The sequence below is a fragment of the Roseovarius sp. MBR-78 genome, assembly GCF_040547535.1.
GTDB lineage: Bacteria > Pseudomonadota > Alphaproteobacteria > Rhodobacterales > Rhodobacteraceae > Roseovarius.
Window position 1 is genome coordinate 1 of sequence record NZ_JBEPPX010000032.1, and the last position, 26,647, is coordinate 26,647.

Consider the following 26,647-nt stretch of genomic DNA (forward strand, 5'->3'; position numbering starts at 1 on the left):
TGAGCCCGATCGCGATCATCGCGGCCGTTGACAGAAGCCGCCTCATGACAGAGCGCCGCCGCTAACCTGTTGTCGTATAATAAGACTTATGTTAAATATTAAACCATCTTTAATATATTTAGGCTTGCAATAATATATTTTCGTATCTACATTGGTTATGGTTTGTGGAGGTTAATTTTACCATGCAATTCTCTTCCAAGAAACATGTCCTCCTCTTTGTGACCGCCTTGGCTTTTGCGAACATGTCGCTGCCGTCGAGCAGCCGAGCACAGAGCTATCCCATCGACTGCGCGATCCTTCTCTGTCTGTCCGGCGGTTGGCCAGCATCTGTTCCTTGTTCTCGAGCGCGCGCGGAGTTTATCCGCCGGATCACGCCTTGGCCGGTCGAGCCACCACTGCAAATCTGGCGCTGCCCGATGGGCGCGTCGTATAAAACCGAACGTATGCCGCGCAGAATTGACCGAATCTTCGACGCCTTGTCCCCAAGAGATGATCGTCGTCCGCGCCACTCCTTTCCTGTGAACCATCGCGTTCCAGATGCAAGAACAAAAGCAGTCACTTCGAGCTTTGACAAGACCTCAGACGAACTCGTCCCAGTGGATTATATCCTCCGTCTTGTCCGAAATCGTGCAGACATCGACATAAGCGGCCCGGAGTTCAATTTCGTCCGGTCTATTCGGGTTTTTGACGTCCGTTTCGCGTCACAGAGAATCGCAGGCGAGAACGATGAGTGCCGTCGTTATGCGCTGGTCTATAGTGGTACATACGGCACGCAGGGCGAATTCTCATGGGCCGTGTCTACGCCAACGGCCCTACCCGACGCTCATGTCGGGCTCGAAGGGTGGGGATCGGACTGCCCAAGCGTTTATAATCGGTCGGTATTCGTGGACTGGCGCGACTATGAGGGCCACTATGGGTTCGAGCAGGTGAACTACTAGACCGTTGCTATCGATCTCGCTACGAAAAAACGCTTGGAAACCCGAAGGGCCGGGGACGCACTTGTTGATCGGTGCGAAGTGTTTACGAGTTGTGAACTGGCGTGCTGGGGAATGTCTCTCAAATGTCAGTTCGTGAGCGGTCATGGTCTGGAATCGTCGTGTTCAATCCTGGGTTTCTGCCCTTGGAGCTTGCGCTGCGCCAAAATACGGTATATTTTGACGGTATTATGAAGGAGAGCAATCGTATGGTAGCTGCGACAAAGCGCAAGACATCCCTGACGCTTGATGCCAAGGCGCTTGAGGGCGCAAAGGAACTTGGGATCAACGTCTCCGCAGTAGCCGAGACGGCACTTATCGAGGCCGTTGCAGGGGCTCGACGCAACAAGTGGCTCACTGAGAACGCGGGCGCATTTGCGGCCCAATCGGAGTGGCACAAACGTCACGCACACCCGCTCGCTGACATCATGACAGCACCCGGCGCCGCGTCATGGCGACCTTGACCCGCTTTGATGTCGCAGAGTATAATGGCATTTCCATGGTCGTTGTCGAAAGCGACCTGCTGCCGACCGATGCTTCGATCGTCGTCATACCGCTTCTTTCCGACTATCCCGCGGTGCGGCACCTGAACCCTGAACTCGAACATGACGGCCGACACTTGGTGCTTGCGACGCGACTGATTGCGGCTGTGCGGCGGTCGGCCTTGCGCCGAACAGGGAACGTTGCAGACCAGGGTGATCTGGTTACCCGGGCGGTAGATGTCTTGATGGGCGGCGTATAGCTCCAAAAAACCAAGCCACGGCCAACGATACCGATGCCTGTTAGACCTCGTCCGGTCCGTCCCGTTCTCCTCGAATATTTGTCAAACCGTCAAAGTCGATTTCGCGCTTTTGCGCATCGGTCAGCTCAGGATCCACTGCTGCAACCCGTTTCGGGCCGTCACTCCATTTCACCGCGAGCCCGCCCGAATACCAACGATACACCAATCCGACGACACTGTGTCCATCCGTGCCGATTAGCGCTGCAATCGCAACAGCTTCGTCGTTTTCTTTGTTCACTCGTTACAAACCCTCTTTGTAATTTTCCGCTTCACGTCGGAGCGCAGGTTGCCGGATTACCGTGTCCCGGTGGGTGTGCTGGCTCCTCGGCAGGTGGGTCTTGGAATTTGTCAGCTCTAAGCTGTGCCAATAGACAACCGCGAATGGGCCCGCGCGTCCGATCAATCATTTGTTTCAAATCCGGTGGTCGGGCTCCGTGGCGGCTTCGACGATCGCCAAAACCTCGAAGGGGTCAAAGCCGATCGCGCGCGCAAGGACGACCAGCTCGACGACGTCGACCCGGCGCTGGCCGCTTTCAATGCGCGCCACGAGAGATTGATGGCACTTGAGCCTGTCCGCCAAGTCGTCCTGGTCCAAGCCTGCGCTTTTACGCGCGTCGACCAACGCCTGGCAGAGTGCCACCTGCCCTTTGCTTCTGATTGTTTTTGCCACGCGTCACATACCTTTTGTGACGTCGCTAGCGGATGAAATCTGTTATCTAAAAAGTAGATATTTGAGAGTGTTATCGGCGTCTGGTTTCCATGGGCTGCAAGTCTGATGCTCCCTAGGCTGCCCATCAATCCCCTACCAATTGCAGAAATCGGCCATAGTCCTCGCTGACTTCGCGCGCTTCCTCGAAGGCGCGGGCGCGTTCGCTGTCGAGGCAACGGAAGTAGCTCTGGATATCCTGGATGTAGTCTTCGAAATCGCCACGGATGATGTCTGCATAGTCCCGCGCTGCCTGCGAATCGCTTGGCAGGAAAGGACGGGCCGGGGCGAAGCAGGATTCCGCCAAAACTGGTCCGGGAACGCAGATCAGAAGGACCATAGCTTGCAATGGGAGCAGCCCTGTCAACCTTGGGTTTCTCAAACCTGTTATCTCCTTGATCGCGGACACTGGCCGTGACTAGTGTTTGCGTGACCAAACTACAGCTAAAGCACGATATTACATCTTGCGGTTGATAGTATACTATCGTAACTCTGGGCTTCAAGTGGGAATGCCTGGGGTCGCGCCATTGGAGAAAGCGTGAGCCGGGCCATGAACTGGGACATCGAAGCACCAAATGTGGTTACGGAAGCCAGGTTCCGCGAGCTCGTGGAAAGCGGCTATAGCGCAGAAATCCTGTGCCAGGAGTCGGCACATAGGAAAGGCCCCAGCTATTACGGGGTCTGGATCATGCGCATTGTCTCTGATGATGGCGTGGAAAAGCTCCTCGTCACCGCCCGCACGCGGACGACCTACAACGATATCAAGATCCGCGAGTTCAAGACGATCTCCGGCGTGGTGTCTTTCTTTATTGGCCTTGGTTTTGCGCATGTCGACCTGCCGCTTGAAGCGGGGACAAGCCGGAGCCACAAGCTCGCCCCATCAGACAAGGGCGCTGGCAGCTAACCTCGTCTGTCTCTGGCTGGTCGCAGCACCTGCCTCAGCGCAAATGGTCCTGGTCATGGAGAGTGACGGCTCTCTGAGCCCGTCCCGCTCCCAAAGCAGCTGTGCTCGAAACTACAATGACGGGATTGGTCAGGGTTCGGCCTCCGATGGGATCGCGATCTTCGGCGAGGTAGAGGCCGAGCAAGAGGGCGTCCAAGTCGCGGCCCTTGCCCGCCCGACACCCCTGCCCCGCGCCGATGTCCTCTCCGGGATTCAGACCACGGCCTTGCGCTATGCCGGCCATCCCGGCCTGCGTCGCGCGGGGCTTTCCGTGACGGATTGGCTGGCTCTCTATCGGGCGAATATCGAGGTTGAGAGCGCCTATCGGCAGGATGCGATCTCACATGCGGGCGCCATTGGCTTTGGTCAGCTGATGCCCGACACCGCGCGCGACCTCGGCGTTGACCCGCGTGACCCTCAACAGAACCTCGACGGCTCTGCCCGCTACCTCGCGATGATGCTGGAGCGCTTCGGCGATCCGCATCTGGCGCTGGCGGCCTACAACGCCGGTCCCGACGCCGTGCGCCAACACGGTGGCATTCCCCCTTACCGAGAAACCCAGAACCACGTGGCCCGCGTCATGGCTGTCGTGGCTCGATTGGAAGGATCAAATTCATGAAACAGATTTCAAACCTCTTTGTCGCCTCGCTGGCGCTATTCCTGCTGATTGCCGAACCCGACCTTGCGCAAAGCATCGATCTCTCCCCGATCCAGAGTTTGCTCCAGGGCATTGTCGATGCGCTGACCGGACCCCTTGGTGTGGTGATCGCCACACTCGCCGTTCTCGGCGTTTTCTTGAGCTGGTTCTTCAACATCATCGATCTGCGCCAAGCACTTTGGGTGCTTGTCGGCATCGCCGGTGTTGCGGCAGCCCCCACGATTGTTGCTGCGGTCTTTGCCGGTGGCTGAACGCTCGCCCCTCTTTCTTGGGCTCGTGCGCCCGCCGAAGCTCCTGGGCCTGCCCATCATGTACGCGATGGTCTGGCTCTTCGGCTCGGTGCTTCTCTTCGTCTGGGTCCAGCACATCGGGGTACTGGGCGTGGCCGCCCTGCTCTATCCGGTGCTGTGGAAGGCCGCCGATTGGGACCCGCGCTTCATCGACGTGATGATGACGTCGCTGCAGGAGACACCGCCCACGCGCAACAGGTCCATTCATGGCGGGGACAGCTATGCCCCGTGATGCCCATGATACAGCGCTCGATCCCCGCACGATGACGCCGGACTGGTATGCGCGCGAGACCCGACTCGCGCATATGCTGCCTTATGTGAGCCTCGTCGACGACCAGACTGTGCGGACACGGGTGAACGAGCTCTTCCGTTGCATCCGGCTCGAGGGGATCAACAGCTACACGACCGATGATGCCTATCTCGACAAGGTGACGGCACTTTTTGCCCGCATCATCGCGCAGCTCGGGCCGGAATTCAGCTATTACGTCCACAAGGTTTCCAAGGCCATCAAACCTGATCTCGACCCGATCCGTGAGGACAGCTTCGCAGGCGAGGTTGACCGGCGCTGGCGCGCGAAACTCGAGACCAGCGGGCTGCGCGACAAGACGATGACGCTCACCGTCATTCACCGCCCGCCTCCGAAAAGCCTCCTGCCGTTCCTGAGCCGCAGCGCGCCGGACCGACTGAAGGAGGAGACCCGCAAACGCCTGCAGCGCTTGGGCGAGGCCGTGAACGTCTTCCTTTCGGGGCTTACCGAGCTCAAGCCGCGCCTGCTGTCAGCCGGATCGGGAGAGTTGGTGGGATTTTTGGGCGCGCTTAACACGGGCACCGAGCTGCCGCTCTACCCGGCCAACACCTACGGCTTTTTGTCCGTCAACGTCGCCAATACCCGCGTGACGTTCCACGGAGACCATTTCGAGCTCTCGGAAGGCGTGGTGGGGCATCGCTACGGCAAGAGCTTCACCATCGGAGAATATTCCGAAGGCACGTCCTGCACCATGTTCGACATGCTAAACCTGCCGGTCAACATGATCGTCACGCAGTCCTTCACGCCGATCAATTCGAACCTCATGGCGGGCCGCATCAAGCGGCAAAAGCGCCAGATGCAGGCCAGCCAGGACGCGGCCATCTCGCTCCTGGAAGCCCTCGACATCGCCGCCGATGATCTCGAGGCCAAGCGCCAAAGCTTCGGCGAACACCATATGGTCGTGACGCTCTTCTGCGAAACGCTCGAAGAACTGCAGACGCTCAGCGCCGAAATCGTGAACGCCGCCGCGACCGAAGGCGTGAAGATGATCGGTGAGCGGGTCGCCGCAAAGGCCCATTACCTCAGCCAGCATCCCGGCAACCAGCCCAAGCGCGTGCGTGCCAGCGCCGTCACCAATCGCAACTTCGCGGATTTTGCGGCCTTTCACCGGACACAGCTCGGCAAACCCGCCGCGAAAACCCCATGGGGCCGAGTCGTCACTTATTTGCCCACGCCGGAGCAGAGCGCCTACCGGTTTTCCTATCACGAGCAAGGCTCGCCCGACAAAGAACCCACCAGCGGCCATACCCTGATCATGGGGCGGCCCGGGTCAGGTAAATCTGTGCTTTCGGCCTTCCTGATGACCCAGGCCCGTCGCGCGGGCGCCCGGGTCTTCGTCTTCGATTACCGTCTTGGTATGGAGATGGCGGTCCGTGCGAATGGCGGGCGCTACGCGTCCCTGAACGCCGGTCAGCCCACGGGCCTCAACCCGCTCTGGACAGAGACCGATGCCCGCGGCACCGCCTGGCTCTCGGACTGGCTTGCCACGCTTCTTTACCGCGCCGACAAGCCGCTCACACCGGCACAGACCAATCGCATCCAGGAGGTCGTGCGCCAGAACGCGCAGGCCTCCAATCCGGCCCTGCGGAACTGGCGGGATTTCGCATCGCTTTTTGTGTCCACCGATGATGGCGGCGATCTGCACCAGCGCCTGCTCGAGTGGACCGAAGACGGCCGCTATGGCTGGATCTTCGGGCAGAGCCTCGAGGACACGTTCTCGCTCAAGGGCGATGTCGTGGGCTTCGATCTGACCGGCATTCTCGATAGCGAGGCCGACAAGGAACGGATGGCGGTCCTGTCCTATCTTTTCCGCCGGGTCGAGCGCGAGATCGAGGACCGCCGCCCCACCATCATCGTGATCGACGAGGCCTGGAAGGCCCTCGATAACGCGTATTTCGCGGAGCGGCTGTCGAACTGGCTGGTGACCGCGCGCAAGCAGAACACCGTCGCGGTGATGATGACGCAATATGCCAGCCAGCTTGAGCGCACCCGGACCGGCAAGACCATCGTCGAAGCCGTTCCGACGCAGATCCTGCTGCCCAATATCCGCGCGCAGCCTGCGGACTACGCCATGCTGAACCTCACGGAGAAGGAGCTAGACGTCCTTCTCAACACGGGCAGCAACAGCCGTTTGGCGCTGATCCGCGACGATCAGGGCTCGATCGTGGTCGATGCCGATCTCAGTGCTCTCGGGCCCAATCTCACCATCCTTGGCGGCATGGAAAAGGGCGAAGCGCTTGTCGGCGCCGATTACCGCGACCGCCCGGACTTCTGGAGGCTTTCATGATCCGTACCCTGTTTCTTATCACCGCGCTCGGCGCTTTGGCCTCCTGCACCCAGTACCGGGAGCCGCAGGCGAACTGCTTCACATTCCTCGCGTCAACGGCACCTGTCGCGCCTGATTGCACCTTTACGCCTCTAGATGCGCCGGAGGGCGACATTGAAGTCTAGCCTGCCTCATATCCTGGCACTTTGCCTGCTGCCCGGTCTCGCCTTGTCTCAAGGCGTGCCGACCAATGACACTGGGCTGACCGCGCGTGACATCGTCGAGACTGGCGATCGCGAGGCCGACTTGGCCGTTCAGGTGGACAAGCTTGCCGTGCGCGAACTCATTGCCGAGATCGAACGGGAGCAGCTGGAAACCCTACAACGCATCCTCGATGCCCAGACCAGCTTCGGCGGCCAGGGCTTGCCCGCGATGGTCTCTGGACTGGAAAGCGGCAGCGGGGATCCCGACCGCTCGGTGGCGGCGGTCTATGGCACGGGCGAGATCGATCCCAATCCCGGCGGTGCGCAGATGTTCGGCGACGCGTCTGAGATCATCGAGCAGCTCATCATCCGCGTTGCCCAGGAGACCAGCGGCTTTGCGGGTGTTGGACGCGCAGGGCTCTCCCCCGTCCAATGGCGCGCGCTGCTGCAAGCGCTGATCTGGCAGGAAAGCCGTTTCACCATCGGTGCACGCTCTCCCGTCGGCGCTTATGGTCTCACCCAGATCATGCCGGGCACGGCCAGCGATCTCGGCATCAACCCGGAATACTATGACAGCCCCTACCTTCAGGTGCATGGCGGCGCGCGCTATCTCGCGACCCAGCTCAACACATTCGATGGCAACATCATCAACGCCCTCGCGGCCTATAACGCCGGACCCGGCCGGGTTTTCGAGTATGGCGGCGTGCCACCCTTCCGCGAGACGCAAGCTTACGTCCAGGTGATCCCCGAACGCTATAACCTCTATTTGACCCGTATCGGCGGGATCGAAGCGCTTGGCACGATCGACCCCGCGCTTCTGGCCAATGCCAACCTCTCGCTCACGGGTCATGGGGCAGCCTTTTATGGCAGCAACTCACCAGCCGCGATCAGGCAAGCCGCCCTGCGTATTGCGGATATCGTCGAACGGGTTTCCGAAACCGAGGATGTGCAGGAGAGTGTCGCGCTCAACACCTATGCCCGCGCCGAACTCGTGCGCCTCGTCGCTGCACGCATCCGGCTTCAGGCCGCCCGCACCCGCGTGCTCTCTGCCGAGGAGCTGGCCCAAGCCAGCGCCCGCATGACCGAAGGCGCGTTCATGGATTTTACGATCAGGGAGATTGAATGATGGGACATCTGCTCGTGAGGACGGCCTTGGCCACGACACTTGGGATCGGTCTGCATCTTGGCGCCCTATCCCCTGCCCTCGCGCAAGGCGTGCCTGTCGTCGACACCCAGAACATCGCGCAAAACATCCACCAGCTGCGCCAGATGATCGAGGACGAGATTCTGCAAAACGAGCAGCTGACGCAGCTCCGCGAACAGCTTGCCACACTCACGGATCAACTCGCCGAGCTGCAAAGAACCTATGAAGCGCTCACCCGACTTGCCGAGCTTCCCGAAATCATCCGGACGGAAATGGAAGACGAGTTGAACGGTCTGCTCGACCAAGAGTTCGGGGACATCCTCGCCACGATTGAGGCGATCAAGACTGGGGATTTCTCGGGCCTCTCGGGCTCCGGCGCAGGCGAAATCGAAACCCAGATGGACCAGGTGCTGGCCGATCTCGGCTTCGATGAAGACACGCTCTCGGAAATGGCCACCAGCGGCAATCCCGGGGCCAACCGCGTGGCGACGCAGGCCACAACCGGCGCGCTCGTCTCAGCCGCCGCCCAGAACAGCTATGAAGATGCCGGCCAATCGCTCGAGCGGGTAGACCGCCTTGTCGGACTCATCGACGATATGGACGAACTCAAGGAAAGCATCGATCTCAACACGCGCGTGACCGCTGAATTGGCCATCGCCCTCGTGGCAATGTGGCAGCTGGAAGCGATTCAAACGGTGGGCGATGGCACCGGCGGCGTGATCGATGCCGCCACCATCGCCGAAGAGCAGCGCTTCATGGATTTCACGCTACCGGACCTCCGGGCAGACTGATCGTGGGGGCATGACGGGTGGCGACTGAACAAGAAATCATCGAGGAAGAACTGGTCTACGGTGCCCTGCGCCGCGAACGGCTCTGGCAACGCCTTGGCCTCGTGGGCCTTGTCTTCGGTGTCATCGGCTGTCTGAGTGCAGCGGCTGTCTCGATCCTCGATGTCGACCCGCCCCCCGTCGTTGTCCCCTACGATCCCGCCACCGGCTTTGCTCTCCCCGAAGCCTCGGTGGGCGCCTCCTCGGTGACCGCCAACCAGGCGATCATCGAGGCGGAGGTGTTCCGCTATGTGACCGGCCGGGAGGTCTATAACCAGCTGGACAACGATCTGCGCATCCGCAGCGTCCTGCGCCGCTCGGATGGGGCCGCCGAGAGCGGGCTGCGCCAGATCTGGAACAGCGCAAATGAGACCTATCCGCCGACCGTCTATGGCCCCAATGCCCGGCTCGACGTGGAAATCCTCAGCATCAATCGCATCGGCACCAACCGCGCGACGGTCCGCCTGCGCAAGCGCCTGACGTCCATTAACGGCACCCAGACCGGCCTCTTCACCGCGACGCTTCTCTTCGAGTTCCGCCCGGAGACCCGCCGCTCCATCGATGAGGTCTGGACCAACCCTTTCGGCTTCACCGTGCTCGAATATTCCATCCGCTCCGACAGATTGGAGAACTGACGTTGTTGTTTATAAGATCGCTTATTTTTGTCATTGCCCTGTTGCCCGGCCTCGCCTCTGCCGAAGCCATCCCGCGTGGCGGTCCCAACGACAGCCGGGTGCGCTTGGCCACCTACCAGGAGGGTCAGGTCTACCGTCTCAGCGTGTCGCTCACCCATGTGACCACCATCGAGTTCGGCGAGGGCGAAAGCATCCGCTCGATCATCGCGGGCGACACCGAGGGCTTCGAGATCGACGGCGTCCCGGGCGGTCAGACCTTCGCGATCAAGCCTGTGGCGCGCGGGGTGCATACCAATGTGACGGTCTACACGAACAGGCGCAGCTACTATTTCAACGTCGAGGAGGTCCGCAGCCCGACCTTCTACGTGGTGCAGTTTCGCTACCCTGACGACGCTGCGCGCCCGACCCGGGCCATCGCCGCCCAAGCGCCGAACTACAATTACGGTGCCAGCGCGCGGACCGAGTTCACGCCAACCCGCATCTGGGATGACGGGACGTTCACGTATTTCGCCTTTCCAAGAAACGCGCCTGTGCCCGCGATCTTCCGCTACGCGGGCGGCCGTGAACGCACGGTCAACACGCAAACCCCTGAGGACGGCGTGATCCGCGTCAGCGGCGTGAACCGCCAATGGGTCCTGCGACTTGGCGAAGAGGTGGTCTGCATCGAGGCGATCCCGCCCGCGGAGGCCGCCTCATGAGCGATACCGAGAACACCGAGCTGGAAAGGCGCCTCGCCGCCTTTGAGAAAGGCAGTGCCCGCGCCCCCACGGCGGCGCAGCGCCGGTCGCCCCTTCTCGCGCTGATCGTGATCCTCGTCATCGGCGCGGGTGGTGCCCTGCTTTATCTCCTCTCACAGCCCGACGAAGAGGAAGCCTTGCCGACGGCCACCCCGGACGTCTTCCAAAACGAGGGGGACGGCTTTGGCGCCATCGAGACCTTGCCCCCGCCCGAGCCCGAGGTTGTGTTCGTCGGACCAGACCCCGTTGAGCCCAATGCCGAGCTTCTGGCGCAGATCACCGCCCTGCAGGCCCAGATCGAGGAGTTGCGCAACGCCCCTGAACCAGTCGTCGAGGAAGACACCGCCGCCGCAGAGGCGATCGACGCGCTGACCGCTCAGATTGCGGCGCTGCAAGCCGCCTCGGAAGCAGCACAGCAACGATTTCAGGACGAATTGACGGCGCGGGATCGAAGTCTTGAACAACTCCGCATGGATCTGGAATTGGCCCAACTCGAGGCCAGCCGACCCCAACCCGCGCCAGTGGGCCCCACGGAGGATGAGCTGCGCGCACGCGAGCAAGAGCGACTGCGCCGCGAGGAAGAAGCCCGGCGCATGGCCGAGCTGGAGCGCCGGGCCGCGGAGGAACGCGCCTTCCAGGAGCGGCGCATCGCCTCGCCCACCATCGCGTTTGGCGGTGCCTCAGGAGCGAATGAAACGGCTCTGACCGAACGCACTTTTGGCGAGGTGACGGATTTCGTGCTGAACGGGGCGCTGCCCTCGACGGTGACGCAGGCCGAGGTGATCGCCAATCCCTCCAACACGATTCTACAGGGCACCATGATCCAGGCCGTCATGGAAACTGCCCTTGACAGCTCCCTGCCCGGCCAGACCCGTGCCGTGGTGTCCGAGGATGTCTACAGCGTCGATGGCGTGCGCCTCTTGATCCCCCGCGGATCGCGTCTCATCGGGCGCTACCGCGCCGGCGTCGATATCGCGCAGCGCCGCGTCACGATCGCCTGGGACCGGATCATCCTGCCCGACAACCAGACCGTCCAGATCAGCTCCTTCGGAGGTGATGAACTGGGCCGTTCTGGCGTCACCGGTTTCGTGGACACGCGCTTTGCCGAGCGTTTCGGGTCGGCCGCCCTGATCTCGCTGATTTCGGCCGCGCCAAGTGCCGCCGCCTCCGAGGTCCAGGATGAGACTGCCGCCGACGTTCTCGAAGACGTGGGCGATGATCTGGCAGATGCGACGGACAGCGTCATCGGCGACTATCTCTCAATCGGCCCCGTCATCTATGTCGACCAGGGCGCCCGCGTCACGGTCATGGTCGACCGCGATCTGGAGATATTCTGAGCCCATGTCGCTGAGCTATCTCGAAACCTCGCTCGACCGGATCGACGCCGCCGCCCGCGACGATGTCATCGAGATCTGCATTAACCCGGACGGGACCTGTTGGGGCGAATTCCAGGGCGATCATTTCATGCGCGCGCTGGATCAGCAGCTGACCGGCGTCCAGGTGCGGGACCTCGGCAACCAGATTGCCTCGTCGGCCAATACCACGATGAGCAAGGACCGCCCCATCGTCTCGGTCTCGATCACCTACAAGGGCCGCCCGATCCGCGCGCAGGTCATCACCCCGCCCGCCGTGCTCTCGGCCATGTCGATCAGCCTGCGGTTCTTCTCGAGCCTGCCGCTCGAAGGCATCGCACTCGATTTCCTCTATGGCAAGGAGCGCAAGCTCGAAGACCTGCGCGTGGAGAAGAAGCGCGCCTTGCGCGCCGTCGTGGCCGCGGCCGTGATCGATGATGCGCTGGCCTTTTGCGTCGAGAACAAGCTCAACATGATCGTCTCGGGCGGCACCTCCACCGGCAAGACCGTGGCCGCCCGCAAGATCCTCGCCCATGTCCCCGCCGAGGAGCGCATCGTCACCATCGAGGAAGCGGCCGAGCTGCTGCCGACCCAGCCCAATGCCGTGACCCTGATCGCCAATCGTGACGCGGAGTTCCAATCCGCCGACGTGCTCCTCACCGCCACGCTGCGCATGCGCCCCGACCGGATCATCCTGGGCGAGGTGCGCGGCAAGGAGGCCATGACTTTTCTGGAAGCCATCAACACCGGTCATGGGGGTTCGATGACCACGCTGCATGCCGAAACCCCGCAACTCGCCGTGCAGCGCCTCGCGATCGCGGCCCTCAAGACCGAGATCCCGATGACCTATGCCGACATGATCCAGTACATCGAGAATTCCATCGACGTGATCATCCAGGCCGGTCGCCATGACGGCAAACGCGGCATCACCGAATTCTACCTCCCCGGCGCAACTGAGATTGGAACTTCCCCATGAAAACCTTTGAATACAATATCCTGTCCTTTCCCATGACCCGTAAGACCAGCCTCTCCGACATGCAGGCCAGCCTGAATGCCAAAGGTGCAGAAGGCTGGGAGGTGGTGTCGATCAGCTCCTCAGAATTCGCCAATGTCGGGCACACGGTCTTCCTGAAGCGTGAGACCACACCAGCCGGAGCCACGGCATGAGGCAGGCGCAGCACCTCACCTTGGCCGCGCTGGCCCTAAGTCTGACGCCCGCCTTCGCCGTTGCCGAGCGCAACCTAGTGCCAACCCTCGATCGCAGCTTTGACGTATGTCCGGACCGGCCCGCCGAGCCCGTCTGGATGCAGGAAATTCCGCTCCGCCAAGCCTATCAGCGGGTTCTGGTTCAGGACATCTATCGCGCCCAGAATCTCGAGCGGGTCGTCGAGATCAGCAACTGCGACTGCGCGACTCGGTTCCCGTCCTGGGACGCGGCCGAGGCCGTGTTTCGGGAGAGCTACGCGAGCGACGAACGATGGGAAATGCTCGAAGCCTCCGACGCCTACAACCGCCGCGCCAACGCCGCGCGCCCTGCCGCCAAGGCCATCTGCGACGCCGCAGGTAATTGGTAAGGCAGCCCCGCGATGAGTGTCGTCACCTACTTCGTTGAAACCTCCCAGGCCTATCTCGACACCGCCGCTGAGACCCAGTTTGGTGCGGTTGCGGCAACGGTCGGCACGCTCCTGGTTTTGGGGACAACGCTGGTGGTGATCCTCGTCGGAATCAACATGATCTATCAATACCGGGCCATGGATGGGCACACAGCCTTCTGGCTCGCGGTCAAGATCGGGCTCATCGGGATATTCGCGACCAACTGGATGCAGTTCAACGCGTTCTCGTCTGCCATTCTCTATGGGATCGACAGTATCGCGGGTGCGCTGGTGGCCTCGGTCGGCGGCGGCAGTCCGGGACCCTCTGGAACTTTCGCTGAAGAATTCGACCGGCTGATCGCGGAACTGGGCGACTATCTGAACGCTGCCGGATCCGAGCTGAACTGGATGGCCGGCGCCATGCTCGACATCGTCGGTGTGCTTCTGCTCTCGATCCTCGGCGGGTTGGCCGCCTTTATCCTTGTGGCCTCCCGACTGATGATCGCGCTCCTGATCGGGATCGCCCCGGTGATGATTTTCCTGACCCTCTTCGATGTGACCAAGGATTATTTCGCGCGCTGGCTGTCGGCGCTGATCTCCTTCGCACTATACCCCATCGTCGTCGCAGGCGTGTTCGCAACGATCACAGGCGTTTCCTCCGCGCTCATCGGTGAACTAGGCGATCCCGAAGGGGCCTCAAACATCGGCGCGCTCATCCCCTTCTTCATGATGGTGCTCATGGCCAAGGGCTTCATTATCGCCACGCCCTTCATCGTCCGCGCGATCTCCGGCAACATCATGATGCCCGCCCTCTCCGGAGGTCTCGGCGGCGGCTACAGCTTTGCCCGCGCCGCCATGGGAAGCCAGCAGGCCTACAATCGCTACCTCATCGGCGGGGCCAGTGGCGCAGAATACGCAGCCCTCAGGGCGCGGCAGTTCTTTGGCGTACAGCAGATGCCAGTGCGGCAAGGCATGGGGCAGACGGGTTCCGGAGGCGGCACAGGATCCGCAGACTCGGGATCAAAAATGCTGGCGCAGCTGGCTAGATTGGGACGGCTTGGGCGACGGTGACGGCCCAAGCGGCTACTCGATTTTGCATCACAATGCTACGTTGCGGCCTTTAATTACCGGTGCAAGATCGGATTCAGGACGAACTCACGCTAAGTGAACAATGTAGGCGTTGTGGGAGTTGTGACACTCTGCCTTACTCCACCTTCGTTGACGCCCGGATGGGACGCTACAGAGGAACTCGCCGCCGGTGTTTTGGCCATCCTAGGTGTAGAGTTCCGACTACTTACCCCTTAGGCTGTACTTCTGTCAGCTCGCTTAAACAAATCACGTGCTCTTCATAGAAGCTCTGACTTGATATTTTCGCCCGCGATGAAGCGCGGCAGGTATGGTCGACGTCGCACCATGTTTAGCAGATCCCAGTGCATAGCTTTAGCGAATGATTGGTTCAGTCCGGCTGGCGGTTCGAATTTGTACATCTGCATGTGCATCTTCTCATCAAACCAAAATACCGTTGAACGGTCATATTCCGGTTGGAGATAGTAATGTATCTCCCAGATTATGGCACTTAGAAACTCGGCGATTTGGCTGGATTGATACACGAATGCGTGGTCGTAGAACCACTCTTGGAACTCCGGCAATGCCAGATAACATTCCTCCATTGTTTTGACGTGGCCGTTTGCTTCTAGCGTTGATTGGAAACTTTTCACGACGCCCTCTAGGCGGGTGAAATTATGCTTCCCAATGTCACCTGTCATCTTCAGAGCCTTGATGCGTTGAACTTTCATATCCAACTCTAGGTCCATGGAGGAGAACCAAACCTTCTCGATGATGGTATACCCGTCAAGCCAAGATGCGAAGGCGCTTACAGCTTCGCTTAGTTGGGCAGTCGCCGGGGCGAGTTTCGGGTCGTCACATACCGATTTTAGGAAATGAAGATATGTCCGATGGGAACCGTCCCCGTCTTCCGGAGGCGGAGGGAGGTCGAATGGCATTAGCCCACCCTTTTTGGGATTTGGGATCGATAATAAGTCGCCCAGAAGGATGTTGAACAGTCGCGAATGCGCGCCGGTCCGGAACATGATGTTGCTCCAATCAGGCGACCATTTCTCGACCAACATGCCATAGTTGAGCATGTCGTCGATCAGATGACAGACCGCGTTCAGGATTATCGCCTCCCGCTCAATCTCATTCAGGGAAGGAACATTGAATGCAAGTTCTCGTTTCATCGGTGGTCTTTCTGTCAGGCCCTAATCCCAAATCGCCGCTAAGTTGGCGGCAAATGTCTCGCGACGGTCTGGGCTGACCTTGTCGAGATTTGACAGTTTCCATCGGACCGCGGGCAGTTCGGCAACCTCCTGTAGGTCGGCAAGCTGCCATCGCACGTTTCCGCGTTCGACACCGATCAAAAATTCTCGATGGTCCTGAGGCATCTGACCGACGACGATCTCGATCATTTCTTCTCGTGTAGATATCAGATCTTCGATCCGTACCGGGGCGGCCGTCATACCCACGAAGTTGTTCTGGAATTCCTGTTCTATTTCTTTTCGTCTGGGGGCCAAAACCTCGGCGGCGGGGCGATTGTGGCTCAAGATGTAGACGAGGAAGGCTTGTCGCAATGTGTCGCTTATGCCTTCATGTGCCAGCAGATCCCGCACATCGAAAAGGTCGCGTGGGTGCTGCCTGTCGAGAGCGGCCACAAGTTTACCTGCATATAGATCGTCACGTGATACGACTAAGGTCTCGGCGAAGCTGAATTGGTCCTCAACTTTCTCAGAAACGGCCATGATCGACGGCTCAAAAACACATCCGCGCATGACTGGCGTCACTTCGATTTTTATCTGTGCTTGTGGTGATCGCACTATCAATCGGTTAAGCGTTCGTTCCTTGGCCAATCGGCTCGGAAGGACCCGTAAGTCTGGTAGGGTTTCTGAGATCGACCTGCCGATCCGTTCAAGTGCTTCATCAATTTCCGTCAGTGACTCACCACGCGGTTTGACCGGTAGGTACGTTAGGTCGATATCGACAGACAGACGTGGTAGGTCGCGCACGAACAGATTGATCGCGGTTCCGCCTTTCAATGCGAACACATCCTCAGACGCGACGGAGGGCAGTGTCCGTACCAATAGTTCGACCTGCTGGCGATAGCGCTCGTCAATGGCCATCCAAGTTCTCCGGAACCGTAATCTGGTATTTGGAGTCTAACCGTCCAGATTTTGCGATCACCCTCTTTCCACTCCCGATAGCGATCTCTGCCAAGTCTAAATGCTTCAACCACGTATGCTGATATCGCTCTGCGAACCAGAGGAAGAGGCGCGTGGCCTTAACGCTGTCACATCGTTCGAGGAGCTTTTGAAGTCGTCGGGGACTCAAATCCGTAAGTCCGGTGAACAGGTCAGCTGCGTGTTCAAAGGATTGTCTGTTGGGGATTTCATCCAAGAATTCCAGAGTCGCTCTCTCAGGGCTTGAAATGATCATTGGCCATTCCCGATCACCCCACACAAATCGTTTTAGCCCACCTGATACATGCGATGCTCCGGTATGGTTGGCAGGGAACGTGAGATCGGGAAGTTCCGTGACTGCGTGTTCGATGTCGGCCTCTTTAAACAGCCTGTTTGCATTTCGTTGCTCAAATTGGATTGACGGATCGACTTCGCGAACCCATTTGGCAAGGCGGGCCTCGGTATAGAGATAGACGCGGTGCCCCTTGCCCAGCCGGACATAGTGGCCGTACCCTTGTAGTTCGAGGGCGGATAGGCCGCCTACCGCGACGGGCTGACGCATCAACGACTGCAGGGATATAACCAGATGTTGCCATCTCGTTTCCGCACCCGGACGTGTGTAGATTCCGCGCGCTGGCTGTTTCAACCAACCGTTGGCGACATACTTTCCGCGCAAGGCGCTGGAGTAGCCTCTGTCCTCGAGCCAAGCGGCACTGACCACCAAACCTTCAGGAAGGATGTGTTGAAGCGAGTTTAGCTTTTGACCTCGTTGCGTACTCATGGTTGGTTAATTGTGCCTTTTGTAAACATGAGATCGGTTTGATCTTGTCGATATTAGATAACCTATGGTACGTAAAAAAACAAATACATAAACTGAAAGCCGAAACCCGCCATGATCGTCGCCGACAATGAGACAGCAGTCGACCTGCTCTATTATGAAGCGGTCGCAAAGACGGTCGTACGCGTCGTCTCCGAAAAGTCAGACGAACCGCTCAGCGTCGGGGTCCACGGTGACTGGGGTGCTGGCAAATCCAGTATCCTGATGATGGTTGAACAGACGTTTAAGGATGACGAGCGTGTCCTGTGCATACGTTTCAACGGATGGCTGTTCCAAGGGTTTGACGACGCGAAAACGGTGCTTATCGAGACGATCGTCGAGGAGTTGATGAAGAGCCGTTCGGGCTCACAGAAAGTTATCGACCAAGGAAAAAAACTGTATCGCCGCATCAACTGGATGAAGATGGCGCGCAAAGCCGGCGCATACGGCATGACGGTTGCGACAGGGATACCCCACCCGGATACGCTGTCAGATCTCTACGCGGCTGCGACATCCGTCGTCAAAACCGGGGCCGAAGCCATTTCGGTGGACAGCTTGAAGAGCGTAGTCGACAGCGCCGGCGCGTATCTCAAAGACGCCGAGGCCGAGAGCACACCGCAACAGATGCATGAGTTCCGCCAAGAGTTCGAAACACTACTCGAGGTCGCCGACATCGACAGGCTCGTCGTCTTGGTCGACGACCTTGACCGATGTTTGCCCGAGACAGCGATCGGGACCCTAGAAGCAATTCGTCTCTTCCTATTCGTCCCGCGAGCAGCTTTCGTTATCGCCGCCGACGAGGGCATGATCGAATATTGTGTCCGGCAGCATTTCCCAGACTTACCGACGGCCACAGGTCCCGCGACCTACGCAAGAAACTATCTCGAAAAGCTTATCCAGGTTCCGTTCCGTCTACCCTCGCTCGGCTATACCGAGACGCGCATCTATGTGGCGTTGCTGCTCGTCTTGAACGAATGTGGCGATGACTCCGACACCTTTAAAAAACTGGTTCCGATAGCGCGTGCCGCACTCCAAAAACCCTGGATTGGCCCCGGATTGGACCGGACCAGCTTGAAAGTGGCTTTTGAAACGATACCGGACGCCGTAGAACGGGCCCTCGACATAGCCTATCGAATCGCCCCGATCCTGACTGACGGCTCGCGTGGTAACCCTCGACAGGTCAAACGGTTCATCAACACGATGGCGCTGAGACTCGCAATCGCCGAGGAACGGGGATTTGCCGATGAGTTGAATATGAGCGTCCTCGCCAAAGTGATGCTTGCAGAGCGGTTCGCGCCGGAAGTCTTCGACGCACTAGCGAGGGGCGCGGCGGACACCGGTTTTTCAGACGAGTTGATCGCCTTAGAATCGCACGCGGCATCGGACGGCACAGAGACCGTCCCTGTCAAAGCCAACGGAAAGGCGTCTTCGGCGAAGAAAGCGCCCAAGGCCAAGGAGCCTGTTCAACTTCCCGACTGGCCAAACATCGAATGGGCTAAGCGGTGGGCAGGTATTCCGCCGACTCTCGCCGAAGTCGACCTGCGTCCCTACGTGTTCGTAAGCCGTGACCGGCGTGGTGGATACGGGTCACAAACACCACTCGGTGAACTTGACGAGATGCTCGGCAAGCTCATGGGCCCGCCGTTACAAGTCAAACAGATCACGACGGAGATCAAGAGATTGACCTCTGTCGAGGCCGAACAACTCTTCGACGCATTGCGTGCCAAGGTTGCCGACGCCGAAGACCTTGTCGAAGAACCAGACGGCATGCACGGGCTGGCCGCCATCTGCCAGCATCATCCGTTCCTGCAGGCGTCGCTTGTCGGCTTCTTCAGGGACCTGCCAGTGACCAAGGTAGGGACATGGGTCATGACGGGCTGGGCGGGTGCCATCACAGAGGCAGAGGCAAAGGCCGCGTACGACGCTCTCAAGTCAGATTGGGCCGAACAGAGCGATAACCCGGCCCTGAGCGCCGCGGCGAAGGCTGCCGCAAGCATGGGCCGCAAGCGAGGTGAACGCTGATGGGCACGTCGGGAAGTTTCGGAGGGGGAAGGCCCATGGTTCCGTCATGGGTGAGTGATCCGGCTCCGGGTCCCGCGGCACCGCCGCAGAATCCGCCGCAAGACGGTCAGGATGGAACACCGGATGATGGACAGGGATCGGACACCGCGCCGCCCGCGCCAGCCGCCCCCACCCCCTATCCAGCAATTCAACCGCCCGCGCAGGGGTCCAACTACGGGTCCGCGCGTAGCGACATGACTTCGGGCACCAAGAATGGAAGTTCCGGATCAATCCGTCGTGGTGCCGGCAAGTACGTTGCTGCCAGTGGCGGCGGTCGGGCGGCCGCACGGCAGCTGGGAAGTTCACGCGCGCTCGCGGGCGGTATTGCCGGTCTGGCGAGTGCGATTTCGCGGGATGGTCCGGCAGAGGCGCTTCGTCGTTTTAACCTCGAAAGTCTGGCCGGGGCTCCGGCTCAGGACGTGTTCGTCGCACTCACCGACGCGCTCTGTCCCCCAGGGGGGACGATCGACGAGGCGATCGCACGCGACGCCTTGTTGGAGACGATCGCGGATCTCGCCGCCAAGGGTATAGGAAACTTTGACGAGCTGACGCAGGACGATCTCCAAGAAATATTCATCGGCGTCGTTTCCCGTTCTATCGAGGGAAGGATACTGAACGAGGTAGGCACCAATTCGATTAAACTCTCTCCAGACATAGCCGCCGTGGACCGTGCCCAGAAAATGTTGCACAGTTTCGTTGTCGGGTGCGTTAGGGACAGGTTCCAGGATTCCGGTGAGTCCGTCTCATCGCTCGATAGCGGGCAGATAGACGGCTTCGTCTCCGACCTCTACGCAGCGTCCTTCGATCTCATGCAAACGATGGGAGAGGCGGAATGAAACGTTTCAGCCTGATCACGCGTCTCGGTAAGACCGATGCCGCCAAGGTAAACGTCCTGCAGCGTGACTCGTCGGTGCATGAGTTAGACTTTCTCGATGGTGACAACCGCCTAGCCTATGGTCTGGGCCAGGCGTTGGCCCAGCTGGCATCTCTCGGCCTCACCACGCCCGAGACCGCGATCGACCTCGCGCTCCTCGCCGGACTGGTGAACGCCGCCGACACGCGGGTATCCCGTGACATCAACGCCCAGGGCGGATGGACGCGGGAAATTGATCTGTACCTGCCTGTCAGCGATCCTGACCGCTGGTCCGCACAGGCAGACCATATCGGCAAGATGCTTCGTTTCCTGACCGGAGACCGTTGGCGGCTGTTCTTCAGGCTACGACCGAAGGAGGCATCCTCTCTCAGCGTGGCTACAGACAAACTTCCGTTGCACGGGCTGGACGAAGTCAGTCTCTTCTCTGGTGGCCTCGACAGTTTGATTGCGGCAATAGACTCGCTTACAGAAGGGACGCACCCACTGTTCGTCAGCCATTACTGGGACGCGGAGACGGCCAAAGCGCAGTCATATCTGTTAGAGCGGTTGGAGACGAAGTTTGGTGACGAAGCCTTCAAATCGATGCGTGTCCGTCTGGGTTTCGACCGGAACGCGCTGGACACGGGTCAGACCGAAGACACGCAGCGAGGACGGTCGTTCCTGTTCTACGCCTTGGCCTCTCTGGCAGCCGCATCGTTCGGCACTAAGACGACCGTGAATGTGCCAGAGAACGGGCTGATCGCGCTTAACGTCCCTCTTGACCCACTCAGGTTCGGTGCGCTTAGTACCCGGACCGCGCACCCACACTTCATGGCGAGCATGCAGCGTTTGCTGGATGGACTCGGCTTACAGGTAAGTCTCAACAACCCCTATCGACACCGGACCAAGGGGGAGATGACCGACGATTGCGCGGACAAGGCCTATCTGAGAACTATCGTCGGCTCTTCGATGTCCTGTTCCTCCCCGGCCAAGGCCCGCTACAAAGGCCTCTCGCCGAGACATTGCGGCTATTGCGTCCCTTGCCTAATCCGCCGAGCGTCACTCAAGGCGGGGCTCGGATCGGACGACCCGACACTCTACACCGTCGAAGACCTATCGGCCCAGACGCTTCGCAGCGACAGGGCGGAAGGGGAGCATGTGCGCTCCTTCCATATGATGGTCGCCCGCCTACGCGAACGGCCGGAACTCGCGGGCATCCTCGTGCACAAACCTGGACCGTTGATTGACGCTCCAGCGGAGATCCCCGCCTATGCGGAGGTCTTTCGTCGTGGCGTGCTCGAAGTCGCCTCAATCCTCGACGATGTCAACGTCAAGCCAGGTTGATCCTTATGAAACCTGATTTCGTCGACTTCCATGCCCATCTCGATCTATATCCGGACCTCGCAGAGGCGATCCGAATATGTGACTCCTCAAGGACCGCAACGTTGGCCGTCACGACCACCCCAAGAGCGTTTGCACGTAACAAGGAGTTGGCGGAGCACAGTCCGTTCGTGCGCGTCGCCCTGGGCCTGCATCCGCAGCTCGTCGCAGAACGCGCCTCTGAACTGGCTCTCTTCGCGGACCTGCTGCCCCAGACACGATATGTTGGTGAAATCGGACTCGACGCAAGCCCGCGCCACTACCGATCTTTTGAGGCTCAAAAGGAAGTGTTCGGAAAAATTCTAAAGCTCTGTGCTGAAGCTGGTGATAAAGTCCTAAGTCTGCATAGCGTCCGGTGTGCGAAGCACGTACTCGACATGGTAGAGGCCAGCTTACTTATGGGCCGTGGCGCTGTCGTGCTGCACTGGTTCACAGGTAGTGCCAGCGAGGCGCGAAGGGCCGTGGACATGGGGTGCTACTTCTCAATCAACGAACGCATGTTCGCAACACCGAAGGTTGATGCGGTGCTCAAGGGCATACCGACCGACCGATTATTGACGGAGACCGACGGACCATTCGTCGAACGTGACGGTGTGCCGGTTCAGCCAGGTGATGTTTCGAAGGTCGTTGACCTATTAGCGTCAAGTATTGGCGACACACCTCTCGAAATCCGGAAACTTCTAGCTCGAAATCTACGCAACTTAGTTTCCTAGAAAAGAAGCTGCAAAGACTCTCTCAAACATTGGGGTGCTGGATTGTTCGTGAGGTTTCACCTACCCCGTCAACTGTTTGCCAAGCCGCTTCAATGCGACACGGTCCTCTGCGGTCATCGTGAAGTACCTCGCCGGATAGTCAGGCGAGTATGTGCGGCTCACACGACCTTCGCCAATCTCTGCCACGATCATCCCTGCTGCCGGGTTGAACCGCCTTTGGTCCATTCCGCTTTGATCATGTAAGTCGGATAAGCTCACTGAGCCATCTCCCGCCAAAACGAGATCGACGAGATGCAAAGCGTCTGTGATCGGGCTCGACTTCAAGACAAGGGGGTCAAAAACCAGAAAGAGCTCCTCTGCCGTTTGGATGCGGGGGAGGCGCGTTCCAATTACATGCGACAGCACGACACAGCCCTCCATTTCAAGCTCAGCTAACGCCTCCTTCAGCTCGCCTTCTTCCATATCCGAAAATGCCGTTAGAATGCCCTCCTCGTCGATATTGTCAGGCATACCAGAAACCGAATGTTCACAGAGCCAACGGCCAATCCTGGATGCCAGACTACCAAGATCCCCAACTGTGCCTTCCTTAGTCTCGGGTTCGTTCCTGCCGCCCGTTTCCTCCTTAGCCTTCGGGGCAATCGGATAGCTTAAGTCCCCAAGCCAATCATCCAGCGCTGAAATCACTAGTTGGCACAACCTGGCGAACTCTCGAATGTCAGACCCAACTAGTTCCACGGTTTCACCCAGGCGCGCGTCTCGCGCGTTTTCTGCGAACTTGGCATCAACCACACCGAGATTGTGTCCGATCACATGCCGCTTCTGAATATTGAGATTGAGCAGCTCTCGCTCGTCCTCGGACAGCACGCAGAACGGATTGAAGCCAAATTCAGCATAGCGTTTTTGAGCCCTTTCGACATTCTGAAAATCGTTGCGCACAGGTTTGGCAGGCACAACACCTGATTCTTCCTTAGAAACCCTGTGAACGTAGACTACCTTTTGCACCGCTTCAAAGGCGGTCAGAACATCTTCATGCGCGTTACCCAAAAGACGGTACGCAAGTTCCTGTCGGTCTTCACCCAGATCCTCTGCTATCCGGGCTTGCTGCAAGACGAGCTCGACTTCTCGCCCGAAGTGAAGTGCGATATTTGGGGCACCGCAGTCCGGACAGTAGAGCGCAATCGCGAAGACACCATAATCCCGCCCGCAGCAGTCACAAATAAGAAGGCGCATGAGATCACGTCGACCAAATTGCGGGTTTGGGCGACGTGTACGTGTACCTGGTTTGATAGTGATCCCACCGCGGCTTTTCTGAGCAACGCCTTTGAGCATTTCCGAAAATGCAGATTCGACGTCTTGCATTGCCGCATGTTTGACGATCTTGATCGCGGCCTCCTGGTCCTTCGGATGCGTGAAGTCCCCGTCATCGCCGATGACACCACTGTAAGGACATACAGTCTTTGTCGTCCCTGGTTCCTGCCTCATCCGCTCACGCTTGTGCTCTTCGACGAAAAAACCGGCTTCCCTATTGCCAAGAACGAAGTGTCGGGGATGCGCGATTTCATTCGGAGAATAGCGGTAAACGCGTCCGTCCGGTGTTTGAGGCAGCGGAATAGCTAGCTGCATTCTGGATCCTGTGCCGCCCACTTTGTATTTTTTTAGGCTTTTCATTTTCATCAGTCAGCCCCCACTCGTTCGAATTTCTTGGAAGGAAACACACATCATTTCGCCATTGTACGTCACATTCTGCCTGTCCTGCACCAAGCTGACTACTGGTATCATCAGTCCTCGAAGTACTTCTTAGCTTGCGGGTGCTCCCTAAGCTGTTCAGGCCGGTAGGGCTTCACTTCACCAACTTGAGGCACAGAGTCAGCCTTTAGCCGCTGAATTACCGATGGGTGCAGCTTAAAAATTGGATCGACGATACGTGGTTTGGCCGGCCACTTCCTCTTTAGTGGGCCGAACTTGAACATGTATGTTTCTTCGTGTTGAAGAGCGACTGGATCCGGAGATCGGAAAAGAATGCTTTTGTTTATCTTTATCTCAGGTACGCATTCCTTCAACTCGCTGACCATCCAGTCCAACGCAATGTCACTGAGTCGAGATTCTGGTTCCAGATAACTGCCGCCCACATCGCTGTGGCACCCGGCAAACCATACTTGTTTCAACCATTCGGGCTTTCTGCCTGCTGTTTTCGCCGCCTCGGCTTTCATCGCCCACTTAACCCGTGGGAAATCTCTCCGATGCTCGTCTATGGCCAATGCATGACGGGCAAACCCAACATCGGAATCTAGCCACTTGTCATAGTTTTTGCGGTTCCAGACTGCTCTGTGACCGTGTTTCCAGATTGACCACCAATCGCGTGGATTCGAGATTCTCAATGGCTTTTCGGGATCGGGAGAAAAATACTTGAACTGCGACCAGCGCAACTTGATGTACCAAAATGAAATGACCGCCAGTAACACTCCTGGAGCGGACCAAAATATCCAATGCCAAGACCAGTACAAGGCCGCAGAGAACACACCGCCAAGCGCCACCAAACTCGCGATTATGAGATACCCAACAACTACATTTCCGAGCGCTGCAACTGTATCAAAGACGCCTATAAACGTGGGTTGTACGTTGCCTTGAACATCTTCCTCCGCACCTGGGACGAAACTACCGTACTTTCGTCGAAACCGCCTTCCGAGCTCTTCCCTTCGGGTAAAATAGGGTTCCTGACCGCGCGAGTATCCGTTCCCATGATTATAGACGAAATTGACTGCGTCGCTTGCGATCTTCCTAAGCGGCGCTCCATAGCGTGGGACAGCAGATCCATCCGGCATTTTGGTTGGGATGCCACAGAGGTTCATCACGTTAGCTACGGCGCGTGCGGTGTATGCACCACGTGAAAAACCAAACACAAGGATGCGATCACCTGGTTCGTAGTAGGAAATTATTTTTTCGTAGCAATCGATAACGTTTTCATCGATTCCTGTGCCTACTGCCGCAGAAAGCACGTTGCGCACTCGCTGAAACGTCAACCCGCCAACTTCTCCCGCCCCGAGGCCTGCGTCATAGAAGCAAACCTGTTCGGATGGCTTGATCGGGGAGGATGGACCGGGCCTGGCCGCACGATACAACTTATAGACATTTGAGAGCCGTTGGTCTGGCTTCATGCCACCGACTTGTCCGGTCCCATCCGAGAAAATTAAAATGTTCTTCGGCATGCAATTAACCCCGCTTCGTTCTTAATTTGTTCCTCTAAATCGCTATTCGCTGGTTGTCGTAAAGTCAATTAAACTCGCCAGACCAAATCTGGGGATCACAGAGATCTTCACAATCAGCGCCCATGGGAATTGGATACCGTTGGCGCTAGGCTTGAGCGCGCGAAAACGGACTACGAACCAATATGAATAACTAAATCCCTTCTCGTACGCCGTTCTTGCTCCGCTCCATAGTTGCCTCCAACGTATCAAGACCATCGACAGCAGAGCGCATCTGCGCCTCATCAACGACGCTCGCAGCCTCGGCATCCGCAACCTGGCTCCCAAAATCCATCTCCATCTGGCGCTGTTCCTCGGCGATCACAGCTTGAACGACGGGCGCGGTTTTCTTTGGAACGCCGTCAGTTTGCCGTGACAGTTGACCACCAGAAGCCTGAGCTGAGTTTTCCACGACGGCGTCAGGTCCACTTGGTCCGTTCGCTGGCGGAGTCATTGGCATGGCGCGCACACTCAGCGGCAGGTTCCCCTGCGGCCCCCCTCCCCCCGGCTGCGGAAACGGCAGCTCCCCCGTCTGTGCCGCGTGGATCGCCTTGAACAGCCGATCGTCGAAGTACTGGATCCGCTTTGCCCGGACCGGCATCTGGGCATCGATCACCATGACAATCTCGTCAAGCGGCAGGCGGCGTGCTTCATCTTCAGGCAACAACGAGCTTTCTTCGGTCCGGGTCGACTGGCTGCGCCCTTCAAAGGGGTTCTTGCCGATGGACTGGGAGCGCGTGATTACGGTCTTCGTGGTCTTGCCGACCGCCTTGCTCAGCTCCTCGACAGTCTTTTCATCCGAGGGCGTGAGGTAGAGCTTCACGCCCGCGTTGCCCTGCAGTGCGCATTCCGGGGTGATCCGGTCGGGGATTCCGATTTGATCCGGTCACCCATTCCAATCTGATCCGGTCACCGATTCCGGAGTATCCGGTCACC

Annotated in this window: 30 protein-coding genes and 1 pseudogene; 22 read left to right on the forward strand and 9 right to left on the reverse strand. The window is 58.8% G+C overall.

Features of this window, described 5'->3' with window-relative positions:
* Positions 1–182 precede the first annotated feature (182 nt).
* The 3 genes from ABIE58_RS17985 (at position 183) to ABIE58_RS17995 (ending at position 1,716) form a co-directional block, all read left to right on the forward strand.
* Positions 183–938 (forward strand): hypothetical protein, encoded by a 756-nt coding sequence (locus ABIE58_RS17985; protein WP_354546061.1) that lies wholly within the window; start codon positions 183–185, stop codon positions 936–938.
* 182 nt (positions 939–1,120) lie between these two features.
* Positions 1,121–1,438 (forward strand): type II toxin-antitoxin system CcdA family antitoxin, encoded by a 318-nt coding sequence (locus ABIE58_RS17990; RefSeq protein WP_354546062.1) that lies wholly within the window; start codon positions 1,121–1,123, stop codon positions 1,436–1,438.
* Positions 1,426–1,716, forward strand: a complete 291-nt coding sequence (locus ABIE58_RS17995; protein ID WP_354546063.1) for a CcdB family protein — start codon at positions 1,426–1,428, stop codon at positions 1,714–1,716. Before ABIE58_RS17990 ends, ABIE58_RS17995 begins: the two co-directional genes overlap by 13 nt.
* A 40-nt stretch (positions 1,717–1,756) precedes the next feature.
* Here ABIE58_RS17995 and ABIE58_RS18000 read toward each other — a convergent pair whose 3' ends face one another.
* From ABIE58_RS18000 to ABIE58_RS18010, 3 genes are all read right to left on the reverse strand, one after another.
* Positions 1,757–1,993, reverse strand: coding sequence for a hypothetical protein (locus tag ABIE58_RS18000; protein ID WP_354546064.1), 237 nt, complete (start codon positions 1,991–1,993; stop codon positions 1,757–1,759).
* Between the two features lie 174 nt (positions 1,994–2,167).
* Complete coding sequence (locus tag ABIE58_RS18005) at positions 2,168–2,425, reverse strand: helix-turn-helix domain-containing protein (protein ID WP_354546065.1); 258 nt, start codon at positions 2,423–2,425, stop codon at positions 2,168–2,170.
* A 124-nt stretch (positions 2,426–2,549) separates the two neighbouring features.
* Positions 2,550–2,801 carry a hypothetical protein gene (locus ABIE58_RS18010; RefSeq protein ID WP_076981275.1) on the reverse strand — a complete coding sequence of 84 codons (252 nt, stop codon included), beginning with the start codon at positions 2,799–2,801 and terminating at the stop codon, positions 2,550–2,552.
* A gap of 210 nt (positions 2,802–3,011) precedes the next feature.
* Here ABIE58_RS18010 and ABIE58_RS18015 point away from each other — a divergent pair, with 210 nt between their 5' ends.
* From ABIE58_RS18015 to ABIE58_RS18085, 15 genes are read left to right on the forward strand one after another with little or no spacing between them, the layout of a single operon-like run.
* The gene (locus ABIE58_RS18015) at positions 3,012–3,365 is read left to right on the forward strand and encodes a hypothetical protein (protein ID WP_354546066.1); all 354 of its coding nucleotides are present in this window, start codon (positions 3,012–3,014) and stop codon (positions 3,363–3,365) included.
* A gap of 43 nt (positions 3,366–3,408) precedes the next feature.
* Positions 3,409–4,023, forward strand: coding sequence for a lytic transglycosylase domain-containing protein (locus tag ABIE58_RS18020; protein WP_354546067.1), 615 nt, complete (start codon positions 3,409–3,411; stop codon positions 4,021–4,023).
* Entirely contained in the window at positions 4,020–4,313 is a 294-nt protein-coding gene (locus ABIE58_RS18025) for a TrbC/VirB2 family protein (RefSeq protein ID WP_354546068.1), read from the forward strand. Before ABIE58_RS18020 ends, ABIE58_RS18025 begins: the two co-directional genes overlap by 4 nt.
* The gene (locus ABIE58_RS18030; protein WP_354546069.1) at positions 4,306–4,584 is read left to right on the forward strand and encodes a VirB3 family type IV secretion system protein; all 279 of its coding nucleotides are present in this window, start codon (positions 4,306–4,308) and stop codon (positions 4,582–4,584) included. Before ABIE58_RS18025 ends, ABIE58_RS18030 begins: the two co-directional genes overlap by 8 nt.
* Complete coding sequence (locus ABIE58_RS18035; protein ID WP_354546070.1) at positions 4,574–6,946, forward strand: VirB4 family type IV secretion/conjugal transfer ATPase; 2,373 nt, start codon at positions 4,574–4,576, stop codon at positions 6,944–6,946. Before ABIE58_RS18030 ends, ABIE58_RS18035 begins: the two co-directional genes overlap by 11 nt.
* Positions 6,943–7,110, forward strand: a complete 168-nt coding sequence (locus ABIE58_RS18040) for a hypothetical protein (RefSeq protein ID WP_354546071.1) — start codon at positions 6,943–6,945, stop codon at positions 7,108–7,110. Before ABIE58_RS18035 ends, ABIE58_RS18040 begins: the two co-directional genes overlap by 4 nt.
* 55 nt (positions 7,111–7,165) lie before the next feature.
* On the forward strand, positions 7,166–8,254 hold the full coding sequence (locus ABIE58_RS18045) for a lytic transglycosylase domain-containing protein (protein WP_354546081.1): 1,089 nt from the start codon (positions 7,166–7,168) through the stop codon (positions 8,252–8,254).
* On the forward strand, positions 8,254–9,063 hold the full coding sequence (locus ABIE58_RS18050) for a type IV secretion system protein (protein WP_354546072.1): 810 nt from the start codon (positions 8,254–8,256) through the stop codon (positions 9,061–9,063). The genes ABIE58_RS18045 and ABIE58_RS18050 overlap by 1 nt, the downstream gene beginning before the upstream one ends.
* A gap of 17 nt (positions 9,064–9,080) precedes the next feature.
* The gene (locus ABIE58_RS18055; protein WP_354546073.1) at positions 9,081–9,734 is read left to right on the forward strand and encodes a VirB8 family type IV secretion system protein; all 654 of its coding nucleotides are present in this window, start codon (positions 9,081–9,083) and stop codon (positions 9,732–9,734) included.
* A gap of 2 nt (positions 9,735–9,736) precedes the next feature.
* On the forward strand, positions 9,737–10,432 hold the full coding sequence (locus ABIE58_RS18060; RefSeq protein ID WP_354546074.1) for a TrbG/VirB9 family P-type conjugative transfer protein: 696 nt from the start codon (positions 9,737–9,739) through the stop codon (positions 10,430–10,432).
* Positions 10,429–11,808 (forward strand): TraB/TrbI/VirB10 family type IV secretion system protein, encoded by a 1,380-nt coding sequence (locus ABIE58_RS18065; protein ID WP_354546075.1) that lies wholly within the window; start codon positions 10,429–10,431, stop codon positions 11,806–11,808. The genes ABIE58_RS18060 and ABIE58_RS18065 overlap by 4 nt, the downstream gene beginning before the upstream one ends.
* A 4-nt stretch (positions 11,809–11,812) precedes the next feature.
* Positions 11,813–12,799 (forward strand): ATPase, T2SS/T4P/T4SS family, encoded by a 987-nt coding sequence (locus ABIE58_RS18070; protein ID WP_354546076.1) that lies wholly within the window; start codon positions 11,813–11,815, stop codon positions 12,797–12,799.
* Positions 12,796–12,990, forward strand: coding sequence for a DUF4177 domain-containing protein (locus tag ABIE58_RS18075; RefSeq protein ID WP_354546077.1), 195 nt, complete (start codon positions 12,796–12,798; stop codon positions 12,988–12,990). The genes ABIE58_RS18070 and ABIE58_RS18075 overlap by 4 nt, the downstream gene beginning before the upstream one ends.
* Positions 12,987–13,397, forward strand: coding sequence for a hypothetical protein (locus tag ABIE58_RS18080; RefSeq protein WP_354546078.1), 411 nt, complete (start codon positions 12,987–12,989; stop codon positions 13,395–13,397). The genes ABIE58_RS18075 and ABIE58_RS18080 overlap by 4 nt, the downstream gene beginning before the upstream one ends.
* Before the next feature lie 12 nt (positions 13,398–13,409).
* The gene (locus tag ABIE58_RS18085; protein WP_354546079.1) at positions 13,410–14,486 is read left to right on the forward strand and encodes a TrbL/VirB6 family protein; all 1,077 of its coding nucleotides are present in this window, start codon (positions 13,410–13,412) and stop codon (positions 14,484–14,486) included.
* A gap of 275 nt (positions 14,487–14,761) precedes the next feature.
* Here ABIE58_RS18085 and ABIE58_RS18090 read toward each other — a convergent pair whose 3' ends face one another.
* From ABIE58_RS18090 to ABIE58_RS18100, 3 genes are read right to left on the reverse strand one after another with little or no spacing between them, the layout of a single operon-like run.
* On the reverse strand, positions 14,762–15,652 hold the full coding sequence (locus tag ABIE58_RS18090) for a hypothetical protein (RefSeq protein WP_350139636.1): 891 nt from the start codon (positions 15,650–15,652) through the stop codon (positions 14,762–14,764).
* A gap of 21 nt (positions 15,653–15,673) precedes the next feature.
* Positions 15,674–16,588, reverse strand: a complete 915-nt coding sequence (locus ABIE58_RS18095) for a nucleotidyl transferase AbiEii/AbiGii toxin family protein (RefSeq protein ID WP_088652245.1) — start codon at positions 16,586–16,588, stop codon at positions 15,674–15,676.
* Positions 16,578–17,426: a type IV toxin-antitoxin system AbiEi family antitoxin domain-containing protein gene (locus tag ABIE58_RS18100; protein WP_350139641.1), complete on the reverse strand. Its 849-nt coding sequence runs from the start codon at positions 17,424–17,426 to the stop codon at positions 16,578–16,580. Before ABIE58_RS18100 ends, ABIE58_RS18095 begins: the two co-directional genes overlap by 11 nt.
* 111 nt (positions 17,427–17,537) lie before the next feature.
* Between ABIE58_RS18100 and qatA the strand changes: the two genes are divergently transcribed.
* From qatA to qatD, 4 genes are all read left to right on the forward strand, one after another.
* The gene (qatA, locus tag ABIE58_RS18105) at positions 17,538–19,484 is read left to right on the forward strand and encodes a Qat anti-phage system ATPase QatA (RefSeq protein ID WP_350139645.1); all 1,947 of its coding nucleotides are present in this window, start codon (positions 17,538–17,540) and stop codon (positions 19,482–19,484) included.
* Between the two features lie 233 nt (positions 19,485–19,717).
* A complete protein-coding gene (gene qatB / locus ABIE58_RS18110) occupies positions 19,718–20,359 on the forward strand; it encodes a Qat anti-phage system associated protein QatB (protein WP_143747340.1) in 642 nt (213 codons plus the stop codon).
* Entirely contained in the window at positions 20,356–21,720 is a 1,365-nt protein-coding gene (gene qatC / locus ABIE58_RS18115) for a Qat anti-phage system QueC-like protein QatC (protein ID WP_088652250.1), read from the forward strand. Before qatB ends, qatC begins: the two co-directional genes overlap by 4 nt.
* Positions 21,721–21,725: 5 nt before the next feature.
* Positions 21,726–22,469, forward strand: a complete 744-nt coding sequence (gene qatD, locus ABIE58_RS18120; RefSeq protein WP_088652251.1) for a Qat anti-phage system TatD family nuclease QatD — start codon at positions 21,726–21,728, stop codon at positions 22,467–22,469.
* 60 nt (positions 22,470–22,529) lie between these two features.
* Here the strand turns inward: qatD and ABIE58_RS18125 are convergent, their stop codons facing one another.
* From ABIE58_RS18125 to ABIE58_RS18135, 3 genes and pseudogenes are all read right to left on the reverse strand, one after another.
* Positions 22,530–24,143, reverse strand: coding sequence for a hypothetical protein (locus tag ABIE58_RS18125; protein ID WP_354546080.1), 1,614 nt, complete (start codon positions 24,141–24,143; stop codon positions 22,530–22,532).
* 104 nt (positions 24,144–24,247) lie between these two features.
* The gene (locus tag ABIE58_RS18130) at positions 24,248–25,675 is read right to left on the reverse strand and encodes a phospholipase effector Tle1 domain-containing protein (protein WP_088652254.1); all 1,428 of its coding nucleotides are present in this window, start codon (positions 25,673–25,675) and stop codon (positions 24,248–24,250) included.
* A gap of 190 nt (positions 25,676–25,865) precedes the next feature.
* A pseudogene (locus ABIE58_RS18135) lies at positions 25,866–26,555 on the reverse strand (type IV secretory system conjugative DNA transfer family protein); the annotation flags it as partial.
* Between the last annotated feature and the right edge of the window lie 92 nt (positions 26,556–26,647).